A 26,537-nucleotide genomic window follows, 5' to 3' on the forward strand; every position below is an offset into this window, starting at 1 on the left:
CGCCTAGAGCTCGCGTCGAGGTGACGATTACACTGACCCCGTGCCTCAACTTCGCCTCGCTCTGAATCAGATCGACTCCACGGTCGGCGACATCGCCAAGAACGCGGACGCGGTCCTGCGCTGGTCCCGGCACGCCGCCGGGCAGGGGGCCCACCTGGTGGCCTTTCCCGAGATGATGCTCACCGGCTATCCCGTGGAGGACCTGGCCCTGCGGTCGTCCTTCGTGGAGGCGAGCCGGTCCGCGCTGGTGGACCTGGCCCGGCGGCTGGCGGGCGAGGGCCTGGGTGAGCTGCCCGTGGTCGTCGGGTACCTCGGCCGCAGCGAGGACGCCCAGCCACGGTTCGGCCAGCCGCCGGGCGCCCCGCAGAACTGCGCCGCGGTCCTGCACCGCGGCGAGGTCGCGCTGCGCTTCGCCAAGCACCACCTGCCGAACTACGGCGTCTTCGACGAGTTCCGCTACTTCGTGCCGGGCGACACCATGCCGGTGATCCGGGTGCGCGGCGTGGACGTCGCGCTGGCGATCTGCGAGGACCTGTGGCAGGACGGTGGCCGGGTGCCGGGCGCCCGCGCCGCGGGGGCCGGGCTGCTGCTGTCGATCAACGCCTCCCCGTACGAGCGGGACAAGGACGACACCCGACTGGACCTGGTCCGCCGGCGGGCCCGGGAGGCGGGCAGCGCCCTGGCGTACCTGGCGATGGTGGGCGGCCAGGACGAGCTGGTCTTCGACGGCGACACGATCGTCGTCGGCCAGGACGGCGGGGTGATCGCCCGCTCCCCGCAGTTCGCCGAGGAGTGCCTGATCCTCGACCTGGAGCTGCCGGCCGCGCCCGCCGAGGTGCCCGCCGGCCGGGTCGCCGACGGTCTGGAGATCCGGCACGTCACGCTCTCCGCCGAGCCGGTGGCCCCGTACGAGCCCGTGTTCACCGGTGGTGAGGCCGAGCGGCTGGGCGACGACGCCGAGGTCTACGCGGCCCTGGTGACGGGCCTGCGCGCGTACGCGGTGAAGAACGGTTTCCGCTCGGTGCTGATCGGGCTGTCCGGCGGCATCGACTCGGCACTGGTGGCGGCCATCGCCTGCGACGCGCTGGGCGCGTCCAACGTGTACGGCGTGTCGATGCCGTCGGCGTACTCCTCGGACCACTCCCGGGGCGACGCGGCGGAGCTGGCCCGCAGGACCGGTCTCAACTTCCGTACCGTGTCGATCGCGCCGATGTTCGACGCGTACATGGAGTCGCTGAAGCTGACCGGGCTCGCCGAGGAGAACCTCCAGTCGCGGCTGCGCGGGGCGACGCTGATGGGCATCTCCAACCAGGAGGGCCAGATCGTGCTCGCGCCGGGCAACAAGAGCGAGCTGGCGGTGGGGTACTCGACGCTGTACGGCGACTCGGTGGGCGCGTACGGCCCGATCAAGGACGTCTACAAGACGACGGTCTTCCGGCTGGCCCGCTGGCGTAACGCGGCGGCCGAGGCGAAGGGCGAGACGCCGCCGATCCCGGAGAACTCGATCAGCAAGCCGCCGAGCGCGGAGCTGCGCCCCGGGCAGGTCGACACCGACTCGCTGCCGGACTACGACGTGCTGGACCGGGTGCTGGAGCTGTACGTGGACCGGGACCAGGGCCGGGAGGCGATCGTCGCGGCGGGTTTCGCGTCGGAACTGGTCACCCGGGTGCTGAAGCTGACCGACACCGCGGAGTACAAGCGGCGGCAGTACCCGCCGGGCACCAAGATCTCCCCCAAGGGCTTCGGCAAGGACCGCCGGCTGCCCATCACCAACCGGTGGCGCGAGGGCGGGGACGCGTAGGGCCGCGGGGACCCCGCGCCGCCGCGGAGGTCCGGACGGCGGGCCTCAGGGCAGTTGGAGGCGGGCGGCGACCGGCAGGTGGTCGCTGCCCGTCTTCGGCAGGGTCCAGGAGGAGCGCGGCTCGATGCCCTTGACCATGATCTGGTCGATCCGCGCCATCGGGAAGGCGGCCGGCCAGCTGAAGCCCGTGCCGTCGCCCGCCGCGCCCTGGGTGGAGCGCATCTGCGAGGTGACCGAGGCCAGCGCCCGGTCGTTCATGGTGCCGTTGAGGTCGCCGAGCAGCACCACGCTGTGCAGGCGCTCGGCCGCTATCGCCTGGCCGAGCGCGTCCGCGGCGCTGTCCCGCTGGCCGGCGGTGAAGCCGGCGTTGAACTTCACCCGCACCGACGGCAGATGGGCCACGTAGACGGCCACCGGCCCGTGCGGGGTGTCGACCGAGGCGCGCATCGCCCGCACCCAGCCCATCCTGATGTCCACCGGGCGCACCCCGCTCAGCGGGTACCTGCTCCACAGCCCGACGGTGCCCTGCACCGCGTGGTACGGGTACGCCGCCGCCAGATCCTCCGCGTAGCGCGGCTCCTCGCTCTCGGCCAGCTCCTCCAGGGCCACGATGTCGGCGCCGGCCGTGACGACGTCCCGCGCGGTGCCGTCGGGGTCGGGGTTCTCGGCGTTGACGTTGTGGGTGAGCACGGTGAGGTCGCCGCCGGTGCCCGCCTTGTCGGTGATCAGGCCGCCGAAGAGGTTCAGCCAGACCACCGCCGGGATCAGCAGCGCGATCAGCGCCGTCGCCGAGCGCCGCACCAGCGCGACCGCGAGCAGGACCGGCAGCAGCAGGCCCAGCCACGGCAGGAACGTCTCCAGCAGGCTGCCGAGGTTGCCGATCCGGTTGGGCACGTCGGAGTGGAGGAACAGCACCGCCGCCAGCGCCACGGCGACCAGGGCGGTGAGGATGCCGCGCCGCCACGTGCCGGCCGGCTGCCACCAGCGGACGAACCGGGCGGCGGGCCGCGCGCGCGGCCCGGAGGCGGTCGGGTGCGGCGTGCTGTCGCCGTCCTGGTTCACGTCCGTGCCGCTCTGCGCCTGGGTCATGAGGATCCTCACTGCCTTGCCGGGTGCTCTGCCGACCTTAGGGGATCGGTATGTGAAGCGACGGGCTGCGGGGTCCTGTGGGTTCCGTGGCGTGGCGTGTTACGGGCCCGCCGTGACACCTTCCGCGCATATCGGGGCAACCGGCGGCCACCGAGCGCCGGGTGGGCGTGGTCACCTGGTCCCGCGCGGGCGCATCCCCTCCAACAGGGTGTCGACGATTCGCTCGGCGAGGTCGGGATTCAGCGGCGCCTCCGGGCGCAGGGTGGCCCTGGCCAGCACCGGGCCGACCACCATGTCGGCCAGCAGGTCCAGGTCGGCGCCCAGTTCGGGGCGGATCTCGCCGATGGCGATGCCCCACTCCAGCAGGTCGATCAGCATCCGGCGGCGGGCGCCCACCACGGTGTCGTGGTAGCGCCGCCACAGCTCCGGGTTGCCCTGTGCCTGGGTCACCATCGTGCGCAGCAGCGCCGACTCGCGCTTGGCGAGGCTGCGCCGCCGCAGGAACTCAAGAGCCGTGATCAGGTCGTCCCGCAGCACTCCGCTGCTCTCCAGCCGGGGCGGCGGGCCGTCCACGGTGGCGAGCACGTCGAGCAGCAGGGCGTCCTTGCCCGGCCAGCGGCGGTAGACGCTCGCCTTGCCGACGCCGGCCTCGCGGGCGATGCCCTCCATGGACAGCTCGCCGAGGGTGGCGCCCTCGGCGATCAGCCGCAGCACGGTCTCGATGACCGTGTGGTCGACCGCCGCGTTGCGCGGGCGCCCGCGCCGCGCGGCGGTCGGCTCCGGGGGGCCGTCGGCCGGACCGGCCGCACTCACTGCTCCACCTCCGCCAACTCCCGTTCCGGTGAGCCGCCGGGCGCGTCGGCGGGGCGAACGGACGTGGCGGGCAGGAACACCGCGGCGATGACCGCGCCGAAGAGCGCGACCCCGGCGGAGGCGGCGGCGGTGATGTGCATCGCGTGCAGGAAGGCGTCGTCGGCGGGCTGGACGAGCACCTGGCCCCTGGCACCGAGCCGGTCGGCGAAGCCGAGGGTGGCCTCGATGGACTCCGCGGCCGAGGCGCGGGCCGACGGCGGCAGCGAACCGAGGTGGTCCTGCACGCCGTCGCGGTACACCGTCGACATCAGCGAGCCGAGGACGGCCACCCCGAGCGCGCCGCCGACCTGGCGGAAGGTGTTGTTGACCGCGGAGCCGGAGCCGGCCTTCTCGCGCGGCAGCGAGGACATGATCATCACGGTGGCGGGCGGCATGACGTGGGCCATGGCGGTGCCCATCAGGAAGAACAGCACCTCCAGCACCCAGATCGGGGTGGACCTGCCGAGCAGCAGGAAGCCGAGGAAGGAGATCCCGGTCAGGGCCATGCCGCCGGCGCAGACCGCGCGGGCGCCTATCCGGTCGACCAGGAGCCGGGCGCGCGGTGCGAAGACCATCTGGGCGGCGGCCAGCGGGAGCAGCAGCAGACCGGACTGCAGGGCGCTGTAGCCGCGCACCGACTGGGTGTAGAAGACGACGAAGAAGGTGACGCCCATCAGCGAGAAGAACACCAGCCCTATGGCGGCGACCGAGGCGGAGAACTGCCGCTTCGTGAAGTACCGGACGTCGAGCGCCGGGTGCTCGGCGCGCGACTCGTACCAGACGAAGCCGGCGAGCACCGCCACGCCGGCCACCGAGGTCGCCCACACCTCGGGGCGGGTGAAGTCGCCGTACTGGCCGCCCTTGATGATGCCGTAGATCAGCAGCACCAGGCCGGCGATGGACAGCAGCACGCCCACCGGGTCGAGCCGGCCGGGGCGGGGGTCCCTGGAGTCGGGCACCAGCAGGAACATCGCGATCAGGCCGATCACCACGATGGGCACGTTGACCAGGAAGACCGAGCCCCACCAGAAGTGCTGGAGCAGCAGGCCGCCGGTGATCGGGCCGACCGCGATGGCCAGGCCCACCACCCCGGACCAGATGCCGATGGCCCGCGGCTGCTCCTCCCGCTCGAAGACGTTCATGATGATCGCCAGGGTGGCGGGCATGATGAACGCGCCGCCGAAGCCCATCACCCCGCGGAAGGCGATCAGTTCGCCGGCCGACCCGGACATCGCGGAGGCCGCGGAGCCGGCCCCGAACACCAGCATGCCGAAGAGCAGCACCTTCTTGCGGCCCAGCCGGTCGCCGAGCAGCCCGGCGGTGAACAGCAGCCCGGCGAAGACCAGGGTGTAGGAGTTGATCGACCATTCCAACTGGCTCTGGGAGGCCCCGAGCCCGGTCGGCGACGGTTGGGCGATGGTCTTCATCGCCACGTTGAGGATGGAGTTGTCCAGCACCACGACGAGGAGGCTGAGCAACAGCACGGTCAGGATCGCCCAGCGGCGGCGGTGGACCGCCTCCGGCACGGTGGTAGTCGTCAGTTCGGCCATGGTGTCCAGCGTAGGGGCGATTTACGATACGGTCCCGTCTCGTATCGTAAAAACCAGGCAAAACCCGGCGGGCCCTTTCCGGGGCGGGCCGGGCGTGTCAGCATGGAAGGGATCCGGGGACGCCGTGAGGGTGCCTCGAGATGACATGAAGGAGCCGTCGCCATGACGCAACTTCCGGCTGGCCACTCGCCCGCCGACAATCCGCGGACCGACCACCCCAAGGCGCTGTACGGAGGCACCGGCACCCGCCGGATCACCGTGCGCGACCTCGCCGGCGCCAAGGAGCGCGGCGAGAAGTGGCCCATGCTCACCGCCTACGACGCGATGACCGCCTCCGTCTTCGACGCGGCCGGCATCCCGGTCCTGCTGGTCGGCGACTCGATGGGCAACGCGCACCTGGGGTACGAGTCGACCGTGCCGGTCACCATGGACCACATGACGATGCTGTCCGCGGCGGTCGTCCGCGGCACCCACCGGGCGCTCGTCGTCGCCGACCTGACGTTCGGCTCGTACCAGGAGGGCCCGGTGCAGGCGCTGCGCAGCGCCACCCGGCTGGTCAAGGAGGCCGGCGTCGGCGCGGTCAAACTGGAGGGCGGCGAGCGGTCGCTGCCGCAGACCGAGATCCTGGTCGAGGCGGGCATCCCGGTGATGGCCCACATGGGCCTGACGCCGCAGTCCTTCAACACCCTCGGCTACCGGGTGCAGGGCCGCGGCGACGAGGCGGCCGACCGGCTGATCCGCGACGCCAAGGCGGCGCAGGCCGCGGGCGCCTTCGCGCTGGTCCTGGAGCTGGTGCCGGCCGAGGTGGCCGCGGAGATCACCCGCTCCTTGCAGATCCCGGTGATCGGCATCGGCGCGGGGCCCGGCACCGACGCGCAGGTCCTGGTGTGGACCGACATGGTCGGCCTGACCGAGGGCCGGGTGCCGCGCTTCACCAAGCAGTACGCGGACCTGCGGCGGACCCTGGGCGACGCGGCACGGGCGTTCGCCGGCGACGTCGTCGGCGGCACCTTCCCGGCCGAGGAGCACACCTTCCACTGAGCCGCGGGGCCGGCTGAGCCGCGGCCCCACCGGCCGGCCCCCTCCCGAGGTGCCCGGGTCCCTCCCCCCTGGGGCCCGGGCACCGCTCTGCGCCGAATCGCCGGTTTTCCCGACCTGTGCCCCGAGGTTTTGAGACAACCGCCGATTGGGCGCGTATGTCCCGGTGAGCGCCGCCGCGGCGGCGGACCTCGCACCCACCGGGAAGTCCTCATGCCCCTTTCCCCTCGCGGCCGGCCGGCCGCCGGCGCCGTGCCCGCCGCCCCGACCCGTGCCCCGGTCCCCGCCCCCGCCTCCGCTCCGGCCCCGGCGGCCACACCCCCCACGACCTCGACGTCCGCCCCCGGCAGCGCCCCCGGCGGCGGGCCCGGCGGCGGGGCGTACAGCGGGGCGTACGGCCGCTGATGTCCGGGACCGCTACAGGCGAACTCGACCGGCGGCCCCCGGTAGGGCAGGATGCCGCCGTGGACGGACCCCCCGGACCGCCGGAACCGCAGGACGCGGTGCCGGAGGAAGACATGATGCGGGCGCTGTACCGCGAACATGCGAGTGCTCTGTTCGCGTACGTGCTCCGGCTCGTCGCGGGCGACCGTTTCCTCGCCGAGGACATCGTCCAGGAGACGCTGCTGCGGGCCTGGAAGAACGCCGCCACGTTCGACCCGGCGGCCCGCAGTCTGCGGCCCTGGCTGGTGACGGTGGCCCGGCGGCTGGTGATCGACGGGTACCGCAGCCGCCAGGCACGCCCCCAGGAGACCTCCCCCGACGCCCTGGAGCTGCTTCCGGCCCGGGACGAGCTGGAGCGGTCGCTGCGGCTGATGACCATCTCCGACGCCCTGCAGGACCTGTCGGCCGCGCACCGGGAAGCGCTCGTCGAGACCTACTTCCGCGGCCGTACCGTCAACGAGGCGGCCGAGGAACTCGGGCTGCCCGCCGGCACCGTACGGTCCCGGGTTTTCTACGCACTGCGCGCACTGCGGAACGCGCTGGAGGAGAGAGGGGTGACCACTTCGTGAACCCGCATGTCGATGTGGGCGCCTATCTGCTCGGGGCGCTGGACGACGCGGAGATGACCGCCTTCGAGGAGCACCTCGCCGGGTGCGACGAGTGCGGTGCCCGACTGGACGAGCTGACGGGCGTGGTCCCGGTGCTCGACGAGCTGCGCGGGGACGGCGGCGCCGCCGCCGGCTACGGGGACCCGCCCGGCGACGCGCTGCTGGAGAAGCTGCTGCGGCAGGTCGCCGAGGAGCGCCGGCGGGCCGGGCGCCGCCGGCTGGTGGCGGTGGCCGTCGCCGCGGTGCTGGTGGTCGGCGGTCCGACGGTCGCGGTGCTGGCCACCGGCAGCGGCGGCGGCCGCGGCGCCCCCGTCGCGACCGCGACCTTCGCCCCCGACCAGCGCTCGGCAAGCAACCCGGTCACCGGCGCGTCCGCGGTCGTCGGGATCACCGACAAGAAGTGGGGCACCGCGGTCGACCTGCGGCTGAAGGGCGTGTACGGCCCGTTCATCTGCAGCCTGATCGCGGTCGGCCGGGACGGCAGCAACCAGACGGTCGCCACCTGGTCCGTCCCGCACGGCGGCTACGGCACCGGCGCCCATCCCAGGCCGCTCACCGTGCACGGCGCGGCCGGGCTGCGGGTGGCGCAGATCAGCCGCTTCGACGTGCGGACCTCCGACGGGAAGCTGCTGGTGTCGGTGCCGAACGGCGAGCAGCCGCCCGCCGACCGGCCCCGGCAGTCCGCCGGCTGACACCGCGCCGACAACGTGCCGACAGGGGCCGCCCGGTCCGCTGTCGGCGGGATGTCGGCGCGCTGTCAGCGGGGACCGGCATCGTGGGGGCCATGACGACGCGACTGACAGACAACGGTGGGACCGCCGCCGTCGAGGTGCGCGGTCTGGTCAAGCACTACGGCGAGACCAAGGCCCTCGACGGGGTGGATCTGGAGGTACGCCAGGGCACCGTGCTCGGTGTGCTCGGCCCGAACGGGGCCGGCAAGACCACGCTGGTTCGGGTCCTGTCCACGCTGGTCCGGCCGGACGCGGGCACCGCCCGGGTGGCCGGCTACGACGTGCTCAAGCAGCCCCGGCAGCTGCGCCGGGTGATCGGCCTGACCGGGCAGTACGCCTCGGTGGACGAGAAGCTGTCCGGCCGGGAGAACCTCTACATGATCGGCCGGCTGCTGGACCTGTCCCGCGGCGCGGCGCGGGCCCGCGCGGACGAGCTGCTGGAGCGGTTCTCGCTGGCCGAGGCCGCCAGGCGCCCGGCGATGCAGTACTCCGGCGGGATGCGCCGCCGGCTGGACCTGGCGGCGAGCATGATCGGCCGGCCCGCGGTGCTCTACCTGGACGAGCCGACCACCGGCCTGGACCCCCGTACCCGCAACGAGGTGTGGGAGGAGGTGCGGCGGATGGTCGCCGAGGGCGCGACCGTCCTGCTCACCACCCAGTACATGGAGGAGGCCGAGCAGCTCGCCGACGAACTGACGGTGATCGACCGCGGCAAGGTGATCGCGGGCGGCCGGGTGGCGGACCTGAAGGCGAAGGTCGGCGGGCGCACCCTGCGGATCCGGCCGTCCGATCCGGGCCGGCTGGCCGCGATGGCCGCCGCGATCGGCGCCGCCGGGCTCGACGGGGTGGCCGGCGTGCACCCCGACCCGGCCGACGGCGTGGTGAACGTGCCGATCCTCAGCGACGAGCAGCTGACCGCCGTGGTCGCCCTGCTGGGCGCGCAGGGCTTCGGCATCGCCGGCATCGGCACCCATCTGCCCAGTCTGGACGAGGTGTTCCTGGCGATAACCGGCCAGAAGACGAACCTCGGCGAGGGTGCGGACGCCCCCGGGACCGGGGGCCCCGGCCAGGACCGGGACCGGCCCGGCGACCCGGGCGGCGCCGCGGGCCAGGGCCCGGCCAAGGACGAAGAAGTGGAGGTCGCGGTATGAGCGCGGCTACGGCTCAGGTCACCGCGACCGGCCAGCGGATCGCGGTGGCCGGCGAGGGCAGGATCGGCCTGCGGGCCAACCTGCGGCACATCGGCGCCCTCGCGCGCCGCAACATGCTCCAGATCAAGCAGGACCCGGAGTCGATGTTCGACGCCCTCCTGATGCCGGTGATCTTCACCCTGCTGTTCGTGTACGTCTTCGGCGGCGCGGTCTCCGGCAAGGGCCACCAGCACGCGTACGTGAACTACGTGGTGCCCGGCCTGATGGCGATGATGGGCATGAGCATCGCGCAGGCGGTCGGCACCGGAATCAACGACGACTTCAAGAAGGGGGTCATGGACCGGTTCCGGACGATGCCGATCGCCCGGTCCTCGGTCCTGATAGCCAAGATCGTGGTCGAGGTCGGCCGGATGCTGATCGCCACCGCGATTTTGCTCGGCATGGGCTTCGCGCTCGGGCTGACCATCGAGACGGACGTACCGCACCTGCTGGCGGCGGTCGCGCTGTCGACGGTGTTCGGCGCCTCACTGATGTGGATCTTCATCCTGCTGGGGCTGACCATGAAGTCGCCCCAGGCGGTGCAGGGAGTGGCCATGCTCGTGCTGATGCCGTTGCAGTTCGGCAGCTCGATCTTCGCCAAACCGACCACGATGCCGGGCTGGCTGGAGAACTTCACCAAGGTCAACCCGCTGTCCAACCTCGCCGACGCCGCCCGGGCACTGGTCAACGGCGGACCGGTGGCGCACTCGGTGTGGATGACGCTGGCCTGGGCGGTCGGCATCACGGTGGTGACGGCGCCGCTGGCGGTGGCCCGGTTCCGGAAGAAGACCTGACGCCGGCCGGACGGGCTCCGGACGGCCCCGGACGGGCCGGACCGCAAGGGGAGTCCGGTCACTCCACGTCGCGCATCAGGGCGACGGCCTCCGCCACCGGGAGGCCGCCGCCCTCGGCGTACGCGGCTTCGTAGGCCGGGTCGCCCATCGCGGCGCGCAACTGCACCTTCTCGCTCTCCAGTTCGCGCAGCTCGGCGGGCGCGATGGCCGAGGGCCGCAGCCGGTCGTGGGCGCCGATCAGCAGGGCCGCCCGGCGCAGCCTGCGCAGGCCGCGCTCGCCGCCCTCGGACCCGGACCCGGCGAGGGTGCGCAGCATGTGGGCGGCGGCCGGGCTGAGCAGCATGGCCAGCCGTGGGGTGATCACGTTGGCCAGCGGGTGCTCGGCCAGCTCCTCGATTCCCCCGGTGAGCAGCCGCATGCCCTCCTCCGGCTGTCCGGCCTTGCCGAGCAGCGACCCCTTGATGCCGCGGAGCATGCCGCTGACGAAGCCGGGCACGCCGTTGCCGCCGGTCTCGTTGTTGCGCAGCGACTCCTCGATCAGCTCCAGCGCCTCGGCGACGTCAGCGCGCCGGCTGAGCGCGCCGGCCAGCAGGATCCTGCCGAAGAAGGCGGCGCCGTCGCTGCTCGCGCCGAACCGCTCGGCGTCCTCGATGCCCTCGCGCAGGAGCCGTTCGCCCTCCTCCTCCTGGCCCTCGTTGAACAGGGCGTCGCCCATCCGGACGATGAGCACCGGAACATGCTGGTGGGAACCGATCCGGCGGGCCAGCTCGATGCCCCGCCGGCAGCACTCGACCGCCCGCCGCCAGTCGCCGGCGTTGTTGGCGGTTTCGGCCTCCGCGGAGAGCGTCTCGGCCATCCCCCACTCGTCGCCCAGCCGCTCGAACAGCCGCCGGCTCTCGCCGATGTCCGCGACCGCGGCGTCCAGCTGGTCGATGATGTCGTTGTTGACCTTGGCCCGCAGTTGCAGGATGAACGCCAGCTCCCAGGTCCTGCCGTGCCGGCGGCAGGCGTCGACGGTCTCGTCCATCAGGTCCCGCAACCGCCCGAAGTCGCCGGAGAAGAAGGCGCCGTAGGGGCGCAGGATACCGGGGAAGCGGGCGGACTGCGGCAGGTGCGGCGGGTAGGTGTCGATCAGGGCGGTACCGATCCGGCTCAGCTCGGGTACCGTCCACCACTCGACGTCGCCCTCGTGCGAGGACATGTCGATGATCCGGACGTGGCGGCGGGCCTCCAGCAGGCGTTCACCCGCCAGCGGCGGCGGGTCGTCCAGCGGGCCGCGCTCCAGCGGCTCCAGGCCCGGCGGGGCGGCGAACGGGTCGGGGCCCATCGCGGTCACCGCGGCGGGCCAGTAGCGGCGCTCCGAGGCGTAGTTGCGGACCTCCCAGAACCAGTTGCAGCCCAGCACCAGCAGCAGGGCCTCCTGCTCGTCCCCGGCGGCCACCGCCCGCCGCAGGGCGGCCCGCAGGTTCTCGTGCTCGACCTCCAGCCGCTCGAACCAGTGCAGTTGGGCCGACCCGCGCAGCAACGGGTCGGCGGTGCGGGCGAACTCGCGGAAGTACGCGATGTGCCGCCGCTCGACCGCGGCCCGCTCCCCGGCCCCGTCCAGCCGCTCGGCGGCGTACTCGTGGATGGTCTCCAGCATCCGGTACCGGGAGCCGTCGGCGGCGAGGTCGGCCAGGACGAGGGACTTGTCCACCAGGGAGGCGAGCAGCGCGGCGGCGTCGGCGGCGTCGATCCGCTCGGCGGCGGGGACGGCGGGGACGGGCGGGCGGCCGGGGGCGTCGCCGAGCGGGCGGCCCGGTGTCGGGCCCGGCGTGCCGATGGGGATGCCGCCGCGGATGCCGCCGGGGATGCCGCCGGGCGGGCGGCCCGGTGTCCGGCCGGGGGCGCCGCCGGGAGCGCCGCCGGGAGCGCCGGCGGCGGGCGCGTGGCGCGGCCTCGCGGCGGGCCGCGCGGGGTCCGCCCGGCCGTCCGGGTCCGCGCAGATCGCCTCGGCGGCCTCCAGGGTCCAGCCGCCGCGGAAGACCGCCAGGCGGCGCAGCAGGACGCGTTCGGCCGGGTCCAGCAGGTCCCAGGACCAGTCCACGACGGCGCGCAGGGTCTGCTGGCGGGGCAGCAGCGTACGGCTGCCGCCGGTGAGCAGCCGGAAGCGGTCGTCCAGGCGGTCGGCGAGCTGGCGCGGCGACATGCCGCGCAGCCGGGCGGCGGCCAGCTCGATGGCCAGCGGCAGCCCGTCCAGCCGGCGGCACAGCTCCGCGCAGGCCGCCGGGTCGTCGTCGACGGAGAAGCCGGGCCGGGCGGCGGCCCCCCGGTCGGCCAGCAGCCGCAGCGCGGGCGGATCCGGCAGCGGGTCCAGCGGCCGTACCAACTCCCCCGGTACGCCCAGCGGTTCCCGGCTGGTGGCGAGGACGGTGACGCCCGGACAGTTGGCCAGCAGCAGTTCGGTGAGGTTCGCCGCCGCGTCGATGACGTGCTCGCAGTTGTCCAGCACCAGCAGCAGGTTGCGGCCCGCGCAGTAGTCGGTGAGCTGCCGCGCCGGGTCCTTGGGCTTGGTGTCGACGGCTATCGCGGCCTCCGCGGCGCTGCCGGCGTGCAGCAGCGTGTCGCGCAGGCCGAGCGAGCTGATCACCGCCTCCGGCAGCGTCCGCGGGTCACTGACCGGGGCCAGCTCCGCGTACCAGACCCCGTCCGCCCACCGCCCGGCGATCCGGTCGCCCGCCTCCTGCGACAGCCGGGTCTTGCCGGTGCCACCGGGGCCGGTGATCGTCACCAGCCGGGCCCGTCCCAGGTCCCCCTCCACCGCGGCGAGATCGCTCTCCCGGCCGACGAAACTGGTCAGCCGGGCGCGGGCGTTGCCGGCGGGGCGGCCGGCCGCGGGCCGGGTCCCGTCCGGGCCGGCCGGTGGCTCGGCGCCCGCGCCGACCGCGCCGACCGCCGCGGGCGCCGGCAGCGGCGCCGGGTTGAGCAGTTCGGCGTGCAGCGCGCGCAGCTCCGCGCTGGGGTCGGCGCCGAGCCGGTCGGCCAGCTCGCGGCGGACCGCCTCGTACCCGGCGAGCGCGTCGGCGATGCGGCCCACGGCCCGCAGCGCGCGGATGTGCAGGGCCTGGAGGGGTTCGTCGAGCGGGTGGGCGGCGGCGAGCCCGGCCAGCTCGGGCAGGATCCGGCCGGCCCGGCCGAGGGCGAGTTCCGCGGCGAGCCGGTGCCGCTGCACGTCGAGCCGGAGCGCCTCGGTGCGGACGGCGGCCGGACCGCGGTCCGGCAGGTCGGCCAGCGCGGGCCCGCGCCACAGCGCGAGCGCGTCGCCGAGCAGCCCCACCGCCTTGACCGGGTCGCCGTCGCCCAGCGCCCTGGCGCCCTCCTCGGCGAGCCGCTCGAAGCGGTACAGGTCGACCTGGTCCTTGGTGGCCTCCAGCCGGTAGCCGCCCGCCACCGAGCCGACCGCCGCGTGCCCGACGGCCCGCCGCAGCCGGGCGACCAGCGCCTGCAGCGCGCCGGTCCCGCCGGCCGGCGGGTCGCCGTCCCACACCTCGGCGATCAGCGTGTCCGCGCCGACCACCCGGCCGGGGCGCAGCGCGAGCGCCGTCAGCAGCGCCCGCAGCCGCCCGCCCGCGAGCATGGCGGGCGTACCGTCGTCGCGGAAGGCCTGGGTGGTGCCGAGGATCGCATAGCGCACGGCCCCATTCTTACGGAGTACGCCGCGCGGTGGTGCACACCCGGCGCCGCGCCGGGCCGCCACCGGCCGTTCGCCCGGCCGCCGGAGGACGTGCGCCCCCGGACGCCGCGCCGGCCGGCCGGCGGCGGAACCCCGGCCGCTCACGGTGCGTTTTCCAGGCACTGCCCGTGCCGCCCGAACCGTGGATGGCATGATCGGGCCGCCAGTCGCCCGCCCCGCCGCCCACCCGATGCCCCAGCAGGAGCCCCTTTCCATGAGCGTCATCCAGATGCGCCGTACGCACAGCGGCGGCGATCGCCGTGTCAGCCCGGTCTTCCTCGGTATCGCCGCGGTGATGGTGGTCTCCGGCTGGGCCGTATGGTCCGGGTTCGCCTCCGACCGTGGCTTCGCGGTGTTCCTGTTCGTGGTCTCCGGCTGGGTCGTCTCGCTGTGCCTGCACGAGTACGCGCACGCCCGCACCGCCCTGCACAGCGGCGACACCTCCATCACGGAGAAGGGCTATCTGACCCTGAACCCGCTGAAGTACACGCACGCCCTGCTGTCGATCGTGCTGCCGGTGCTGTTCCTGCTGATGGGCGGCATCGGCCTGCCCGGCGGCGCGGTCTTCATCGAGCGCGGCCGGATTCGCGGCCGGATCCGGCACAGCCTGGTCTCGGCGGCGGGGCCGCTGGTCAACGCGCTCTTCGCGGTCCTGCTGATGCTGCCGTTCGCCCTGGGCACGGCCGGCGGCTGGCCGCTGGAGTTCCAGTACGCGCTGGCGTTCCTGGCCATGCTCCAGGTGACCGCGGCGCTGCTGAACTTCCTGCCGGTCCCGGGCCTGGACGGCTACGGGGTGATCGAGCCGTGGCTGTCGTACGAGGTCAAGCGGCAGGTGGCGCCGTTCGCGCCGTTCGGGCTGCTGGCGGTGTTCGGGGTGCTGTACATCCACTCGGTGAACACGAGGTTCTTCGAGCTGATCTACACGATCGTCGGCTGGTTCGGCGTGGACCGGTACTCGGTGGCCAACGGCGACTTCCTGTTCCGGTTCTGGCAGCGCTGACCGCTTCCGATTGCGGCAGCGCCGACCGCTTCCGACAGCGCCCGCCGGCGCGCCCCGGCCGTACGGCCCCGTCCAGGCGGCCCGTCGCGGCTACCGGTCCGCCCCCGCCGCGCGCGCTACGCTGCCGGTCCGTCTCCCGGTCGGCCTCTCCCGGCCGCCGGGCCCGGGTCCCGCCGCTCAGCGCGCCCGCACGGCGGCCGCCGCCTCCGCCTTCGCCTTGCGCCGGTAGTACCACCACATGTTGCTGGTGAGCCCGGCGAGCAGCACCCAGACGATGCCCAGCAGGCTGCCGTTGACGAAGGACACCACCGCGGCGGCGACCGCCAGCAGGCAGATGACGAGGGCGTAGACGGAGAGGCGGGGCATGGGCGGGGTAACTCCTGTCCGGACGCGTACGGCGTGTCGTGGTCGTCCGGCCATTGTCCCCCATGCCCCGCGCGGGTCCGCCGCCCGCCGGGCCCGGCCCGCGGGTCCGCCGCCCGCGTGCGGCAGCCGCGCGTGCCGGTCCGCCGGACGCCCGGGACAGCCGCCCGCGCCCGCGCCGCCGGCCCCGGTCTCAGACGTCCGTGACCCGCAGCCCGGCGTGTGCCTTGTACCGGCGGTTGACCGAGATCAGGTTGGCCACCAGCGACTCCACCTGGTGGGCGTTGCGCAGCCGCCCGGCGAAGATCCCGCGCATGCCGGGGATACGGGCGGCCAGCGCCTGCACGATGTCGGTGTCCGCGCGGGACTCGCCGAGCACCATGACGTCGGTGTCGATCTCGTCCACGTCCGGGTTCTGCAGCAGCACCGCCGACAGGTGGTGGAAGGCGGCGGTCACCCGGGACTCCGGCAGCAGGGCCGCGGCCTGCTGGGCGGCGCTGCCCTCCTCGACGGTGAGCGGGTAGGCGCCCTGCTTGTCGAAGCCGAGCGGGTTCACGCAGTCGACCACCAGCTTCCCGGTCAGCTCCGCGCGCAGCGACTCCAGGATCTCGGCGTGCCCGTCCCAGGGCACCGCGACGATCACGATGTCGCTGCGGCGCGCGCACTCGGCGTTGTCGGCGCCCTGGACGCCGTGGCCGAGCTCGGCGGCGGCCTTCTGCGCGCGTTCCGCGGCCCGGGAGCCGATGACCACCTGCTGGCCGGCTCTGGCCAGCCGGTAGGCCAGACCGCGGCCCTGGTCGCCGGTGCCGCCGAGCACGCCCACCACGAGGCCCGACACGTCGGGCAGCTCCCAGGGGTCCTTCGCGGGGGCCTTGGCGGGGGCCGGCTTGCCGTCAGAAGCGTTGTCGTCAGCGTTCGTCGCACTCGTCATACGGGCGATCCTGCCAGGTCGTACCGGCCGCCGGGGAACAGCCCCGGCGGGCCGGCCGCGGAAAACGCCTTGCCGGGTCCGGCGCCGGGAGGGAAGCATGCGGCCACGTGACCGACGACGCGCCCGCTCCCCCGCCGTCCCGCCTGCGGGGCCTGCTGCCCGACCTGGCACCGTGGCGGACCTCCCGCGACTTCCGGCTGATGTGGCTGGCCGGGGTGATCACCACCTTCGGCAGCTATCTGACCATCGTGGCCCTCCCGGTCCAGGTCAAGGACCTCACCGGGTCGGCGGCGGCGGTGGGCGCGATCGGCGCGGTGCAGCTGGTGCCGCTGGTCGTCTTCGGGCTGTACGGCGGCGCGCTCGCCGACGCGATGGACCGCAAGCTGCTGATCAACGTCACCGAGGCGGCGCAGGGCCTGCTGGCCGCCGCCCTGCTGGCCAACACGCTGCTGCCGCATCCCCTGCTGTGGCTGCTGTACGTGACGGCCGCGCTGTCCAGCGCGCTGACCGGGCTCCAGCGGCCGGCGCTGGACGCGATCGTGCAGCGGATCGTGCCCCGCGGACAGCTCGCCGCGGCGGCCTCGCTGAACGCGCTGCGCTGGCAGGTGGGGGCCATCGCCGGGCCGTCCGCCGCCGGCCTGGTGATCGCCTGGGCCGGCCTGAGCTGGGCGTACGCCACCGACACGGTGACCTTCGCGGTCTCGGTCTGCCTGGGCCTGGGGCTGCGCCGCTCCCCGGCCGCGCACGACGCCGAGCGGCCGTCGCTGCGCGGCATCGCGGAGGGCGCGCGCTACGCCTGGGGCCGCAAGGAGCTGCTGGGCACCTACGCGATCGACCTGGCCGCGATGTTCTTCGCCTACCCGGTGGCGATCTTCCCGTTCCTCGCCGACGACCTGCACGCGCCCTGGTCGCTGGGCCTGATGTACGCCGCCGGGTCGGTGGGCTCCCTGCTGGTCAGCCTGACCAGCGGCTGGGCGGCGCGGGTGCACCGGCACGGCCGGATGGTGGTGCTGGCGGCGGCCGGCTGGGGCGGCGCGATGGCGCTGGCCGGGTGGGCGGGCGGGATCTGGCTGGTGCTGCTGTGCCTGGCGGCGGCCGGCGGGTTCGACATGGTCAGCGGGATCGGGCGGTCCACGATGTGGAACCAGACCATCCCGGACGAGTTGCGGGGCCGGCTGGCCGGGATCGAGCTGCTGTCGTACTCGGTCGGCCCGCAGCTGGGCCAGGTCCGCTCCGGCGGGGTCGCCGCGGTCAGCTCGGCGCGGGTCTCGGTCTGGTCCGGCGGCCTGGCCTGCGTCGCCGCGGTGGGCATGCTGGCGGCGGCGCTGCCGGCGCTGATGCGGTACGACGGGCGCGGCGCGGCGGGCGCCGTCCGGCCCGGCGCGGAGCAGGACCAGAAGCCCGGCACCGGGCCGGGCCCGGAGACCGGCGGGGGGCCGGGTACGCGGCCGGAGGCGGAACCGGGCCCGGAGCCACGGAACAGCCTGCGGGCCGGCTGACCGGCCACCCGCCGCCGCGGACGGGCGCCAGCGGGTCCGGGGCGGTTCAGGCCCGGACCGGCGCCGCGGGTCCGGGTGGGCCCAGGCCCGTACCCGCTCCCGCCGGCTCGGCCGTCCGGCGGGTCGGCCCCCGCCGGCCGACCGACGGCGGCTACTGCGCCGGGCGGCCGGGGGCCTCGTCGTCCTTGTCGTGCCAGCGCGGGTCGGTGTCCCACTCCAGGTTCCGCTCCGCCGCCGCGTCCATCGCCCGCTGCGCCTCCGCGCGGGTCGGGTACGGGCCGAAGCGGTCCTTGGCCGGGCAGTCCGGGCCCTCCTCCACCGTCTTGTGTTCGAGGCAGTAGAACCACTCGCCCGGCTTGCCGGCCGGCTTGCGGGCCTTGAACAGGGCCATGGTCGTCCTCCGGGGGTGATCGGGCGGGTGTCCCTGCCGCCAGCCTGCCCCGAGGAGCGCCGATACACTCGTCGGCATGTCTGGTCCCTCGCTGCTCGTCCCCGGGAAGCTGTCACCCACCCGGCCGGTCCCCGCCTCGATTCCGCGCCCCGAGTACGTGGGCAGGCCCGGCCCCGCGCCGTACACGGGACCGGAGGTGCAGGACGAGGAGACCGTGGCGCGGATGCGGATCGCCTCGCGGATCGCCGCCCAGGCGATGGAGGAGGCGGCGAAGGCCGTCGCACCCGGGGTGACCACGGACGAGCTGGACCGGATCGCGCACGAGTTCATGGTCGACCACCAGGCGTACCCGTCGGACCTGGGCTACCGCGGGTTCCCCAAGTCGCTGTGCACCTCGCTGAACGAGGTGATCTGCCACGGCATCCCGGACTCGACCGTGCTGCGCGACGGCGACATCGTCAACCTGGACGTGACCGCGTACATCCACGGGGTGCACGGCGACTGCAACGCCACCTACCTCGTCGGCGACGTGGCCGAGGAGTCACGGCTGCTGGTGGAGCGCACCCGGGAGTCGCTGGACCGGGCGATCAGGGCGGTACGCCCCGGGCGGCAGATCAACGTCATCGGCCGGGTGATCGAGTCATACGCCAAGCGCTTCGGCTACGGGGTGGTACGGGACTTCACCGGGCACGGCATCAACACCTCGTTCCACTCCGGGCTGATCATCCCGCACTACGACGACCCGCGGGCGACCACCGTGATGCGGCCCGGCATGACCTTCACCATCGAGCCGATGCTGACCCTGGGCACCCACGAGTACGAGGTGTGGGAGGACGGCTGGACGGTCGTCACCAAGGACCGCAGGCGGACCGCCCAGTTCGAGCACACCCTGGTGGTCACCGCGGACGGCGCCGAGGTCCTGACGCTGCCCTGATCGGATTCGCCCGATAGGGTGACGGCGTTTCGCCGTGGCTCAAGACGGGACTCAAGGGGGGCCGACGCGCCATGATCCGCCGCGCCATGATCCGCCGCAGACCGCGCCTGGGGGCAGCGGTGCTCGCGCTGACCGTACCGCTGGCCGGCTGCGTGACCGTGCACGGCGAGCGGGCGGACATCCCGTCGGTCGGCCGGGCCGAGGCGGCCCGGGTACTGGCCCGCTTCGCCGCGGTCGACAACGCGGCCGACAAGGCGTACGACCCGACGCTGATCCCCGGGATCCAGTCGGGGCCGCTGGGCGCGATCGACGAGGCGGGCCTGCGGGCGAAGCGCGCCAACCATCCGGACGGCGACCCCGCGTACCGCCCGCTGGTCTTCTCCGACACCAGGTACCTGATCCCCCGCCAGGTCGGCTGGCCGAAGTTCTTCGTGGCGGACACCGCGGTGAACCGGGGGACCGGCGCGCGCTGGCTGCTGGTGTTCCGGCGGGCGGCGGCCGGCCGGCCCTGGCGGGCGGACTTCCTGGCGGTGCCGCCCGGCGGCCGGATACCGGACCTGGCCACCGACGCCCGCGGATACGCCGTCGCGGTACCGGCCGCCGGCACCGGTCTGCTGGTGCAGCCGGGACAGGTGGCGACCGCGTACACCGCGTACCTCCAGCAGGGCGCCGGCTCGCTCTTCGCCGACGGCGCGCAGACCACGCGGCTGCGCACCGCCCGCGCCGGCCGCGCGCGGACCGCGAACTCGGTGACGCAGTACGCCGACCAGCCGGCCCGGGGCGGCGACTTCGACCCGGTGGCGCTGCGGACGGGGGACGGCGGCGCGCTGGTCTTCTTCGGCACCCGGCACCAGTCGCGGGCGACGTACCGCGCCGACCACCCGCTGGCCGTCGACCCGGACGTCGCAGCGCTGATGACCGGCACCCCGCACACCTCGGTGACGCTGTCCAACGTGGGCCAGCAGCTGGTCCTGGTGCCCAAGGGCGGCGGTACGGCCAAGGTGGTGTTCCTCAGCCGGATCGTGGGGCTGGTCGCCGCGCGGGGCGAGTGAGCGCGAGGCGGACGGGCGGCGCGCCGCGGGCGGGGCGCCGCGGGCGGGTGAGGGCCGTTCAGGTGGCGGCCGGGCGAGGGCGGGAGCCGGGCGGGGTGTGGGCCGGGCGGGCGCTCAGCGGCCCCAGGCGACGGTTTCGGTCTCCGACTCATAGCCGAACTGCGCGCACGCGTCGCTGAGGATGTCCAGCACCGGCAGCGGGTCGGGCAGCGGCAGGTCGGGGCCGTGGCCGTCCAGCCAGCTCAGCACTCCGCCCGAGGGCAGCCGGGCCGGGGGCAGCAGGACGTAGCTGCCGCGGCAGTGCCAGCGGATGCCGGGGTGCTCGTCGGCGGTCTCCGGGTGGCAGTCCAGCTCGCAGGGCCACCACTCGTCCTCGTCCACGGCGATGCGGGTGGCGGTGAAGAACAGCAGCCGGTCGTCGCCCTGCGAGGCGACCGGGCCGAGGGTGGCGGCGTCGGCGGTGAGCCGCTCCAGGGCGAGCCGGCCGGCCTCGTCGGGGACGTCGAGCACGTCGTGGTTGATGCCGGTGGCGGTGATGAAATTGGCCAGTGGCTGCGTACGCAGCCACTGGCCGACCCGCTCCGGTTCGGTGCTGGCCTGGGTCTGCCAGGCCAGCGAGACGGGATGCAGTCCCGGGATGGGACAGCCGATCCGGTCGCACGAACAGCCGTAGCCGTCGGGGTACGCGGCGGGGGCGACCGGGAGGCCGGCCGCGGCGGCGGCGGTGATCAGCTCGTCGCGGTGCGCGGTGGCCAGTGCCTGGCGGGCGTCACGGGCGCGGGAGCCGCGGGACTCCCTGGCGGGGCGGGCGGAGCCTTCGGCGTAGCGGTGGGCAGAACCTGACGCACTGTCCGTACGGCCGCGCAGCCAGCCGGACAACCTGTTCTTGCCTGCCATCGAGCTCCTTCCCTCGCCCGGCCCGTCCCCGGCCCGGCCCCCGGTCCTAGGCGGTACACGGTACGCGGGCGGCGGGGTCAACTTCTCTCCCGGCCGGAATGAACACCCGCCGGGGGTGGAACTCTTCCCGTGACACCTTCCCGACATGTTGTCGGGAAAGTGCCCGGAAACCATTGACTTAGGTATACCTAAGTTGCCAGGATCGAACGGGTGGCACCGGCCGGTCCACCCCTGCGACCCGGGAGGTCACCTTGACGCCGCCGCCTTTCTCCACGGTCATCCGTACCGCGAGCCACGACCAGCACACCGAGGCGGAGAACTCCACCTTCATGAGCGACCTGCTCGGCGGGCGGCTCGGCGTGGAGGCGTACGCCCGCTACACCGAGCAGCTCTGGTTCGTCTACCGCGCGCTGGAGGACGGCGCCGGACTGCTGGCCGGTGATCCCGTGGCGGGCCCCTTCGTGCGCCCCGAGCTCTTCCGGCTCGACGCGCTCGAACGCGACCTGGGCCACCTGCTGGCCCCCGGCTGGCAGTCCCGTGCGGTCGCGCTGCCGGCCACCGAGCGGTACGCGGCGCGGGTGGCCGAACTGGCCCGCACCTGGCCGGCGGGCTACGTCGCCCACCACTACACCCGCTACCTCGGCGACCTCTCCGGCGGCCAGGTCATCCGCGGCATCGCCGAGAAGACCTGGGGCTTCCAGCGCAAGGGCGACGGCGTCCGCTTCTACGTCTTCGACGCGATCCCCAACCCGGCGGCCTTCAAGCGGGAGTACCGCGAACTGCTGGACGCGCTTCCGCTGGACGAGTTGGAGCGGCAGCGGGTGGTCGACGAATGCCGGAACGCCTTCGCTTTGAACACGTCCGTGTTCGCGGCCCTGGGCGCCGCCTTCCCCCTCACCGCCTGACCCGGCCCCGGGGCCCCTTCCGTGCGCCGCAGCCCCGGCGGGCGAGCCGGCGGGGCGCGGGAGGGGCTTCGTGCGCCGTGCGTAACCGTCCGGCCGGGGTCGGACCGCGCGCTGCGCGCGCCCCGGCGGCTGCCCCACCCCTGCGGGGTGGGGCAGCCGCCGGGGTGCCGGGGTCAGGGGTTGGTGCGGCGGCGGCGGGTTGCGGTGATGGTGGCGGCGGCGCCGGTGAGGACGAGGGCGCCGGCGGCGGCGAGGAGGGGGGTGACGGGGGTGTCGGAGCCGGTCGACGCGAGGGCGGCGCCGTCACCGCCGCTGTCACCGGTACCACCCACCGTGCCCGCTCCGGCGCTGCCGCCGCTGCCGGCGCCGCCACCGGTCGCCGAACCCGCGGGAGTCGTCGCCGGCGCCGACGGCAGCCCCGCGTCGGACGCGAGGGAGACCGCGACCGTGACCGGGTCCAGCGCGTCCCCGGCCTTGTAGAAGCCGCTGAACACCTTCGCCCCGTCGGCGGTCAGCACCGCCTTCGCCGCCGAGACGGTGACGACCTTGCCCGCCGCCTTCGGCGCGACCCCCGTCAGCTCGGCCACCGCGATGTCGTCGTACTCCGTGGCCTTGCCGGAGCCGAGGTCCTTGCTGCTGACGTCGGCGGTCAGCGTGCCGCCCGCCCCCTTCGTGCTCACCCGCAGATCACTGAGCTTCAGGTCCAGCGCGTACGCGCCCTGCTGAAGGTGTCCCAGGAAGCGGACCGCGCCGGAGAAGGACGCGTTGAGGACCTTCCCGTCGGCGTCCCACGTACCCGTGCCCTTGGGGAAGCGGTAGCCCGCCGCGTTGCCGACCGCGCCGCCCGTCAACTCGACCTTGCCCGCGGCGACCGGACCGGTGACGTAGGAGCGGAAGGACTCCTTGACGCCCCAGTCGAGGTTGCCGTCCACCACGGCCGCGGGTCCGCCGGACGCCGGTGTGGTCGGCTCGCCGGTGGGCGCCGTGGTCGCCGGCTCCCCGGTCGGCGTGGAGGTGGGCGACGCGGTCGGGTCGGTCGGCGGCGTGCTCGTCGGGGTGCCGGTCGTCGGGCCGGTGGTCGTCGGCGGCACGGTGGTCGGCGGGGTCGTCGGGGCCGCGCCCGGCGTCACCGCCAGATCGGCCGGGTCCAGCACCGTACCCGCCTGGTACATGCCGTTGAACGCCTGCGCGCCCTGCGCGGTCAGCGTCAGCGGGATCCCGTCGAAGGTCATCGCCCCGCCCGCGCCGCTGCCCGGCCGTACCGCCGACAGGTCGAGCGCGGCGAACGGCACGTCGTCGGCGGTGCTGCCGGCGGACGTGACGTCGGCGGTGAGCGTGCCGGCCGTACCGCTGGTGCTGACCTTGAGGTCCGCCAGCTTGATGTCGAAGCCGTGCAGTGTGGACGCGAACTCCACGCTGCCCGCGAAAGCGACGCTCACCGCGTGCGTGCTGGTGTCGTACGTGCCCTCGCCGCCGCTGAAGCGGAACGTGCCGTCCGCGTTGGTGCTCGCGCCGGCCGCGGCGGTGATGGTGCCGGCCGCCGGACCGGTGACGTAGGAGCGGAAGGACTGCTTGACGCCCCAGTCGAACGTGCCGCCGGTCAGCGGTATGGAGGACGGCGCGTCGGCCGCGGCGGCGAGCGCGGGCAGACCGAGGGCGACGGCCCCGCCCGTGGCGGCGACAGCGACGGCGGCGGCGAGCGCGCGGGATCCGAAACGGGTGTCCATGAAAGCTCTTCTCCTCAACAGGTGGTACGGGACAGTGAGTTGTTGGGGGGGTGACGGCGTACGTCAGTCGGTGGGGGTACGCCGCCTGCGCCGTACGACGACGGCGGCGGTGATGAGGCCGGCCGCCGCGAGGACGGCGATCGCGCCCGCGGTCAGCGCCCCGGCCGGGGTGCCGGAACCGGCCGAGGCGGCCCGGGGCGGTTCGGTGGGGCGGGCGGACGGCGCGGCCGGGGCCGTGGTCCGCGCCGCGGGGGTGTCCTCCGGGCCGGTCGGGCCCGAACCGATGTCGGGCAGCGCGGGCAGCGCCGCCTTCCGGTCCAGGGCCACCGAGAGGTTCAGCGGGTCCATCGGCGTACCGGCCGTGTAGAGGCCGTCGAACAGCTCGGCGCCCTGGGCGGTCAGCTCGGTGGGCGCGCCTTCGATGGAGATCAGGCCGTTGCCGGGGGTGAGCACGGCCGGTGCGGTGAAGGTGGCCAGCGGCCGCCCGTCGGCGTAGAGCGTGCCCTTGCCGCCGCCGACGGTGACCCGGACCGCGCGGATCGTCAGGTCGAGCCCGTACGTCCCGTCGGCCCCGCGCATACCGAGGAACCGCACGCTGCCGCCGAAGTGGGCGTCCAGCGTGTGCTTTTCCGCGGTGTACGTGCCCCGGCCGGCGCCGAACCGGAAGAGGGTGCCGCCGTCCCTGGCGCCGTCCGCCAGCACCCAGCGGCCCTTGGCGATGTCACCGGTCACGTACTCGCGGAAGGTGCGGCGCACCCCCCAGTCGACGGCCGCGTCGACGACCGTGCCGGGCGCGGTGTGCCGGGTCGGCGGGGAGGAGGGCGAGGACGACGAGGACGGGGGTGTGGTCTTGGACGGAGCGGGCGTACCGGTCGTCGCGGGCGGGTCGTGCAGGTCCACCGACACGCTGACCGGGTCCAGCCGGGTCCCGGCGGTGTAGTACCCGGCGAACGAGCGGGCGCCCTGTGCGGTGAGGGTGGCGGGAACACCGCTGAGGACGAGCCGGGGGCCGGTCACGCCGGCCGTGCTCAGCCCGCCCAGCGACAGCGCGGCCAGCGGTACTTGGTAGTCGGTGGTGACCTTGCCGGTGTCCTTGTCCCGGCCGCGCATGTCGGCGTAGAGGGTGCCGGTGTGTCCCGAGATCCGGATCGTGGGCCGGGAGACGGTCAGGTCGAGCTGGTACGTCCCGTCGTCCTCCCGGTGCCCGACGAAGTGCACGCCGCCCTGGAAGGCGGCGGTCAGCGCGCCGCTCCCCGGCTGGTACGCGCCCTGCGCGGACGGGAACCTGAACTGGTCGCTGCCGATCGTGCCGGCGCTGCCGGTCAGACTCCAACTCCCCCGCGCGATGGGCCCGGTGACATAGCTCTGGAACGACGCCTTGATCCCCCAGTCCAGCCGGCCGCCTTCGACGGTCCGGCCGGCCGCGGCGTGCGCGGCGCCGGCGGGCAGGAGTGCGAGGCCCGCCACCGCGGTCAGCACCGCGGCCACGGCGGCGCCCACCCGGCTACGGGCACGGCGGGCGCGCTGGGCGCGACGGGACAACGACATGGGACCCCTCCAGGGTGGCTCAGTCAGGTAAGGCTAACCTAAGGTATCTGAGCAGCGGCGGGAACCTCCGCCGGCGAATCCCCCGGCGGGGTTCACGGGCACGACAGGGCGGGTGGGGCAGTGAACGACCAGCGAGCACAGCGGAGTCCGGTGGGACGGACGGCCGCGGCGCGGGACGCGCGGCGACCGCGGGACCGGGACCAGGACCGGGCTCGGGACCGGACGCGCGGCGCGGCGCCCGGCAGGGCGCCCGGCAGGGCGCCCGGCAGGGCGCCCTGCCGGACACGGCGCACCGCGGGGGCGCTGTCGGCCGCCGCTCTCGTCCTCCTGCTCGCCGCGTGCGGTGGCGGCGGCGGTGGCCGCGGCGGGGCCGACGGCACGCCGACTGCCGTGCCCGCGCCCGTCGACACGATCGAGCCGCTCACCGGGACCGCGCCGCCCGTGCTGCCGGCGACCGTCGACTCCGCCGACGGACGGCGGGTGACGGTGGCCAGCGACGACCGGATCGTGCCGCTCACCGGCGGCCTCTCCGAGATCGTCTTCACCCTCGGGCTCGGCGAGCACGTGGTGGCCCGCGACATCACCGCGACCTTCCCGCAGGCCGCGCGGCTGCCGCTCGTCACCCGGGCGCACGACGTGTCGGCGGAGGGCGTGCTCTCGCTGCACCCCAGCGTCGTGCTCGCCGAGTCCACCACCGGCCCCGCCGAGGCGATCCAGCAGATCCGGCAGGCGGGCGTACCGCTGGTGATCCTGCCGCCGGCCACCTCGTTGGAGGAAGTCGGCCCGCGGATCGACGCGGTGGCCGCCGCGCTCGGCGTGCGGCCGGCCGGCGACCGGCTGCGGGAGCGGACCGCGCAGCGGATCGACGCCGTACGGCAGGCGGTCCCGGCCGGTACGCGGAAACCGCGGGTCGCCTTCCTCTACCTGCGCGGCACCGCCTCCGTCTACCTGATCGGCGGGCGCGGCTCCGGCGCGGACTCGCTGATCAACGCGGCGGGCGGGGTCGACGCGGGGGTGGCGTCGGGCCTGGACAAGGACTTCACCCCGATCACCAGCGAGGCGCTGGTCAAGGCGGCGCCCGATGTGATCCTGGTGATGACCAAGGGACTTGAGTCCGTCGGCGGCGTCCCGGGGCTGGAGAAGGTGCCGGGCGTCGCCCAGACCCCGGCCGGCCTCGACCGCCGGGTGGTCGCCGTCGACGACGGCACGCTGCTCAACTTCGGCCCGCGCACGGACGCGGTGCTGCGCCAACTCGCCGCCGGCTTCCACCCGAAGGCGAGGTGAGCGCCGCGTGACACCCGACCCGGAGGCCCCCGCGGGCGCGGACCGACCGACCGCGGACGAGCCGACACCGCCCCGGCGCCTGGAAGGTCCACCCACCCAGGGCCGGCCGGCCCCGCACCTGCCCACGGCGGCCCACCCCGCCACGACCCCGTCCGCTGCACGCGTACCCGCCGCAACCCGACCGGACGCGGGCCGAC

At 74.5% G+C, this 26,537-nt stretch carries 22 protein-coding genes; 12 read left to right on the plus strand and 10 right to left on the minus strand.

Annotation, left to right across the window (positions count from 1 at the left end; translation table 11 throughout):
• Positions 1-40 precede the first annotated feature (40 nt).
• Positions 41-1,801, plus strand: a complete 1,761-nt coding sequence (locus tag RLT57_RS06710; RefSeq protein ID WP_311296451.1) for an NAD+ synthase — start codon at positions 41-43, stop codon at positions 1,799-1,801.
• Positions 1,802-1,846: 45 nt separating this feature from the next.
• On the opposite strand, the gene RLT57_RS06715 is transcribed toward RLT57_RS06710, so the two are convergent.
• The 3 genes from RLT57_RS06715 to RLT57_RS06725 all read right to left on the minus strand — a co-directional run bounded on the left by RLT57_RS06715 (position 1,847) and on the right by RLT57_RS06725 (position 5,292).
• Positions 1,847-2,890, minus strand: a complete 1,044-nt coding sequence (locus RLT57_RS06715) for an endonuclease/exonuclease/phosphatase family protein (protein WP_311296452.1) — start codon at positions 2,888-2,890, stop codon at positions 1,847-1,849.
• Positions 2,891-3,061: 171 nt separating this feature from the next.
• Positions 3,062-3,703: a TetR/AcrR family transcriptional regulator gene (locus RLT57_RS06720; RefSeq protein ID WP_311296453.1), complete on the minus strand. Its 642-nt coding sequence runs from the start codon at positions 3,701-3,703 to the stop codon at positions 3,062-3,064.
• On the minus strand, positions 3,700-5,292 hold the full coding sequence (locus tag RLT57_RS06725; RefSeq protein ID WP_311296454.1) for an MFS transporter: 1,593 nt from the start codon (positions 5,290-5,292) through the stop codon (positions 3,700-3,702). The genes RLT57_RS06720 and RLT57_RS06725 overlap by 4 nt, the downstream gene beginning before the upstream one ends.
• A gap of 162 nt (positions 5,293-5,454) precedes the next feature.
• Between RLT57_RS06725 and panB the strand changes: the two genes are divergently transcribed.
• From panB to RLT57_RS06750, 5 genes are all read left to right on the plus strand, one after another.
• Complete coding sequence (gene panB, locus RLT57_RS06730; protein ID WP_311296455.1) at positions 5,455-6,333, plus strand: 3-methyl-2-oxobutanoate hydroxymethyltransferase; 879 nt, start codon at positions 5,455-5,457, stop codon at positions 6,331-6,333.
• Positions 6,334-6,848: 515 nt separating this feature from the next.
• Positions 6,849-7,343 (plus strand): sigma-70 family RNA polymerase sigma factor, encoded by a 495-nt coding sequence (locus RLT57_RS06735; RefSeq protein WP_399129780.1) that lies wholly within the window; start codon positions 6,849-6,851, stop codon positions 7,341-7,343.
• Positions 7,340-8,074, plus strand: coding sequence for a zf-HC2 domain-containing protein (locus tag RLT57_RS06740; protein ID WP_311296457.1), 735 nt, complete (start codon positions 7,340-7,342; stop codon positions 8,072-8,074). The genes RLT57_RS06735 and RLT57_RS06740 overlap by 4 nt, the downstream gene beginning before the upstream one ends.
• Positions 8,075-8,166: 92 nt before the next feature.
• A complete protein-coding gene (locus RLT57_RS06745; protein WP_311296458.1) occupies positions 8,167-9,264 on the plus strand; it encodes an ATP-binding cassette domain-containing protein in 1,098 nt (365 codons plus the stop codon).
• Entirely contained in the window at positions 9,261-10,097 is an 837-nt protein-coding gene (locus RLT57_RS06750; protein WP_311296459.1) for an ABC transporter permease, read from the plus strand. The genes RLT57_RS06745 and RLT57_RS06750 overlap by 4 nt, the downstream gene beginning before the upstream one ends.
• A gap of 58 nt (positions 10,098-10,155) precedes the next feature.
• On the opposite strand, the gene RLT57_RS06755 is transcribed toward RLT57_RS06750, so the two are convergent.
• Positions 10,156-13,770, minus strand: a complete 3,615-nt coding sequence (locus RLT57_RS06755) for an AfsR/SARP family transcriptional regulator (RefSeq protein ID WP_311296460.1) — start codon at positions 13,768-13,770, stop codon at positions 10,156-10,158.
• Positions 13,771-14,023: 253 nt separating this feature from the next.
• Here RLT57_RS06755 and RLT57_RS06760 point away from each other — a divergent pair, with 253 nt between their 5' ends.
• A complete protein-coding gene (locus RLT57_RS06760; protein WP_311296461.1) occupies positions 14,024-14,809 on the plus strand; it encodes a site-2 protease family protein in 786 nt (261 codons plus the stop codon).
• A gap of 177 nt (positions 14,810-14,986) precedes the next feature.
• Here RLT57_RS06760 and RLT57_RS06765 read toward each other — a convergent pair whose 3' ends face one another.
• On the minus strand, positions 14,987-15,175 hold the full coding sequence (locus RLT57_RS06765) for a hypothetical protein (protein WP_311296462.1): 189 nt from the start codon (positions 15,173-15,175) through the stop codon (positions 14,987-14,989).
• A gap of 190 nt (positions 15,176-15,365) precedes the next feature.
• Positions 15,366-16,103: an NADPH-dependent F420 reductase gene (gene npdG, locus RLT57_RS06770; protein WP_311296463.1), complete on the minus strand. Its 738-nt coding sequence runs from the start codon at positions 16,101-16,103 to the stop codon at positions 15,366-15,368.
• A 107-nt stretch (positions 16,104-16,210) separates the two neighbouring features.
• On the opposite strand from npdG, the gene RLT57_RS06775 reads away from it, so the two are divergent.
• Positions 16,211-17,602, plus strand: a complete 1,392-nt coding sequence (locus RLT57_RS06775) for an MFS transporter (protein ID WP_311296464.1) — start codon at positions 16,211-16,213, stop codon at positions 17,600-17,602.
• 151 nt (positions 17,603-17,753) lie between these two features.
• Here RLT57_RS06775 and RLT57_RS06780 read toward each other — a convergent pair whose 3' ends face one another.
• Positions 17,754-17,993: a hypothetical protein gene (locus RLT57_RS06780; protein WP_311296465.1), complete on the minus strand. Its 240-nt coding sequence runs from the start codon at positions 17,991-17,993 to the stop codon at positions 17,754-17,756.
• A gap of 76 nt (positions 17,994-18,069) precedes the next feature.
• Between RLT57_RS06780 and map the strand changes: the two genes are divergently transcribed.
• The gene (map, locus tag RLT57_RS06785) at positions 18,070-18,927 is read left to right on the plus strand and encodes a type I methionyl aminopeptidase (RefSeq protein WP_311296466.1); all 858 of its coding nucleotides are present in this window, start codon (positions 18,070-18,072) and stop codon (positions 18,925-18,927) included.
• An 86-nt stretch (positions 18,928-19,013) separates the two neighbouring features.
• On the plus strand, positions 19,014-19,979 hold the full coding sequence (locus RLT57_RS06790; protein ID WP_311296467.1) for a hypothetical protein: 966 nt from the start codon (positions 19,014-19,016) through the stop codon (positions 19,977-19,979).
• A gap of 114 nt (positions 19,980-20,093) precedes the next feature.
• On the opposite strand, the gene RLT57_RS06795 is transcribed toward RLT57_RS06790, so the two are convergent.
• Positions 20,094-20,876 carry a bifunctional DNA primase/polymerase gene (locus tag RLT57_RS06795; protein WP_311296468.1) on the minus strand — a complete coding sequence of 261 codons (783 nt, stop codon included), beginning with the start codon at positions 20,874-20,876 and terminating at the stop codon, positions 20,094-20,096.
• Positions 20,877-21,127: 251 nt separating this feature from the next.
• Here RLT57_RS06795 and RLT57_RS06800 point away from each other — a divergent pair, with 251 nt between their 5' ends.
• Complete coding sequence (locus tag RLT57_RS06800; protein WP_311296469.1) at positions 21,128-21,781, plus strand: heme oxygenase (biliverdin-producing); 654 nt, start codon at positions 21,128-21,130, stop codon at positions 21,779-21,781.
• 173 nt (positions 21,782-21,954) lie between these two features.
• Here the strand turns inward: RLT57_RS06800 and RLT57_RS06805 are convergent, their stop codons facing one another.
• Complete coding sequence (locus tag RLT57_RS06805) at positions 21,955-23,508, minus strand: HtaA domain-containing protein (RefSeq protein WP_311296470.1); 1,554 nt, start codon at positions 23,506-23,508, stop codon at positions 21,955-21,957.
• Positions 23,509-23,571: 63 nt separating this feature from the next.
• A complete protein-coding gene (locus RLT57_RS06810; protein WP_311296471.1) occupies positions 23,572-25,056 on the minus strand; it encodes an HtaA domain-containing protein in 1,485 nt (494 codons plus the stop codon).
• Between the two features lie 303 nt (positions 25,057-25,359).
• Here RLT57_RS06810 and RLT57_RS06815 point away from each other — a divergent pair, with 303 nt between their 5' ends.
• Positions 25,360-26,340: a heme/hemin ABC transporter substrate-binding protein gene (locus RLT57_RS06815; RefSeq protein ID WP_311300603.1), complete on the plus strand. Its 981-nt coding sequence runs from the start codon at positions 25,360-25,362 to the stop codon at positions 26,338-26,340.
• Positions 26,341-26,537: the final 197 nt, after the last annotated feature.

Source organism: Streptomyces sp. ITFR-21 (assembly GCF_031844685.1).
Classification (GTDB): Bacteria; Actinomycetota; Actinomycetes; order Streptomycetales; family Streptomycetaceae; genus Actinacidiphila.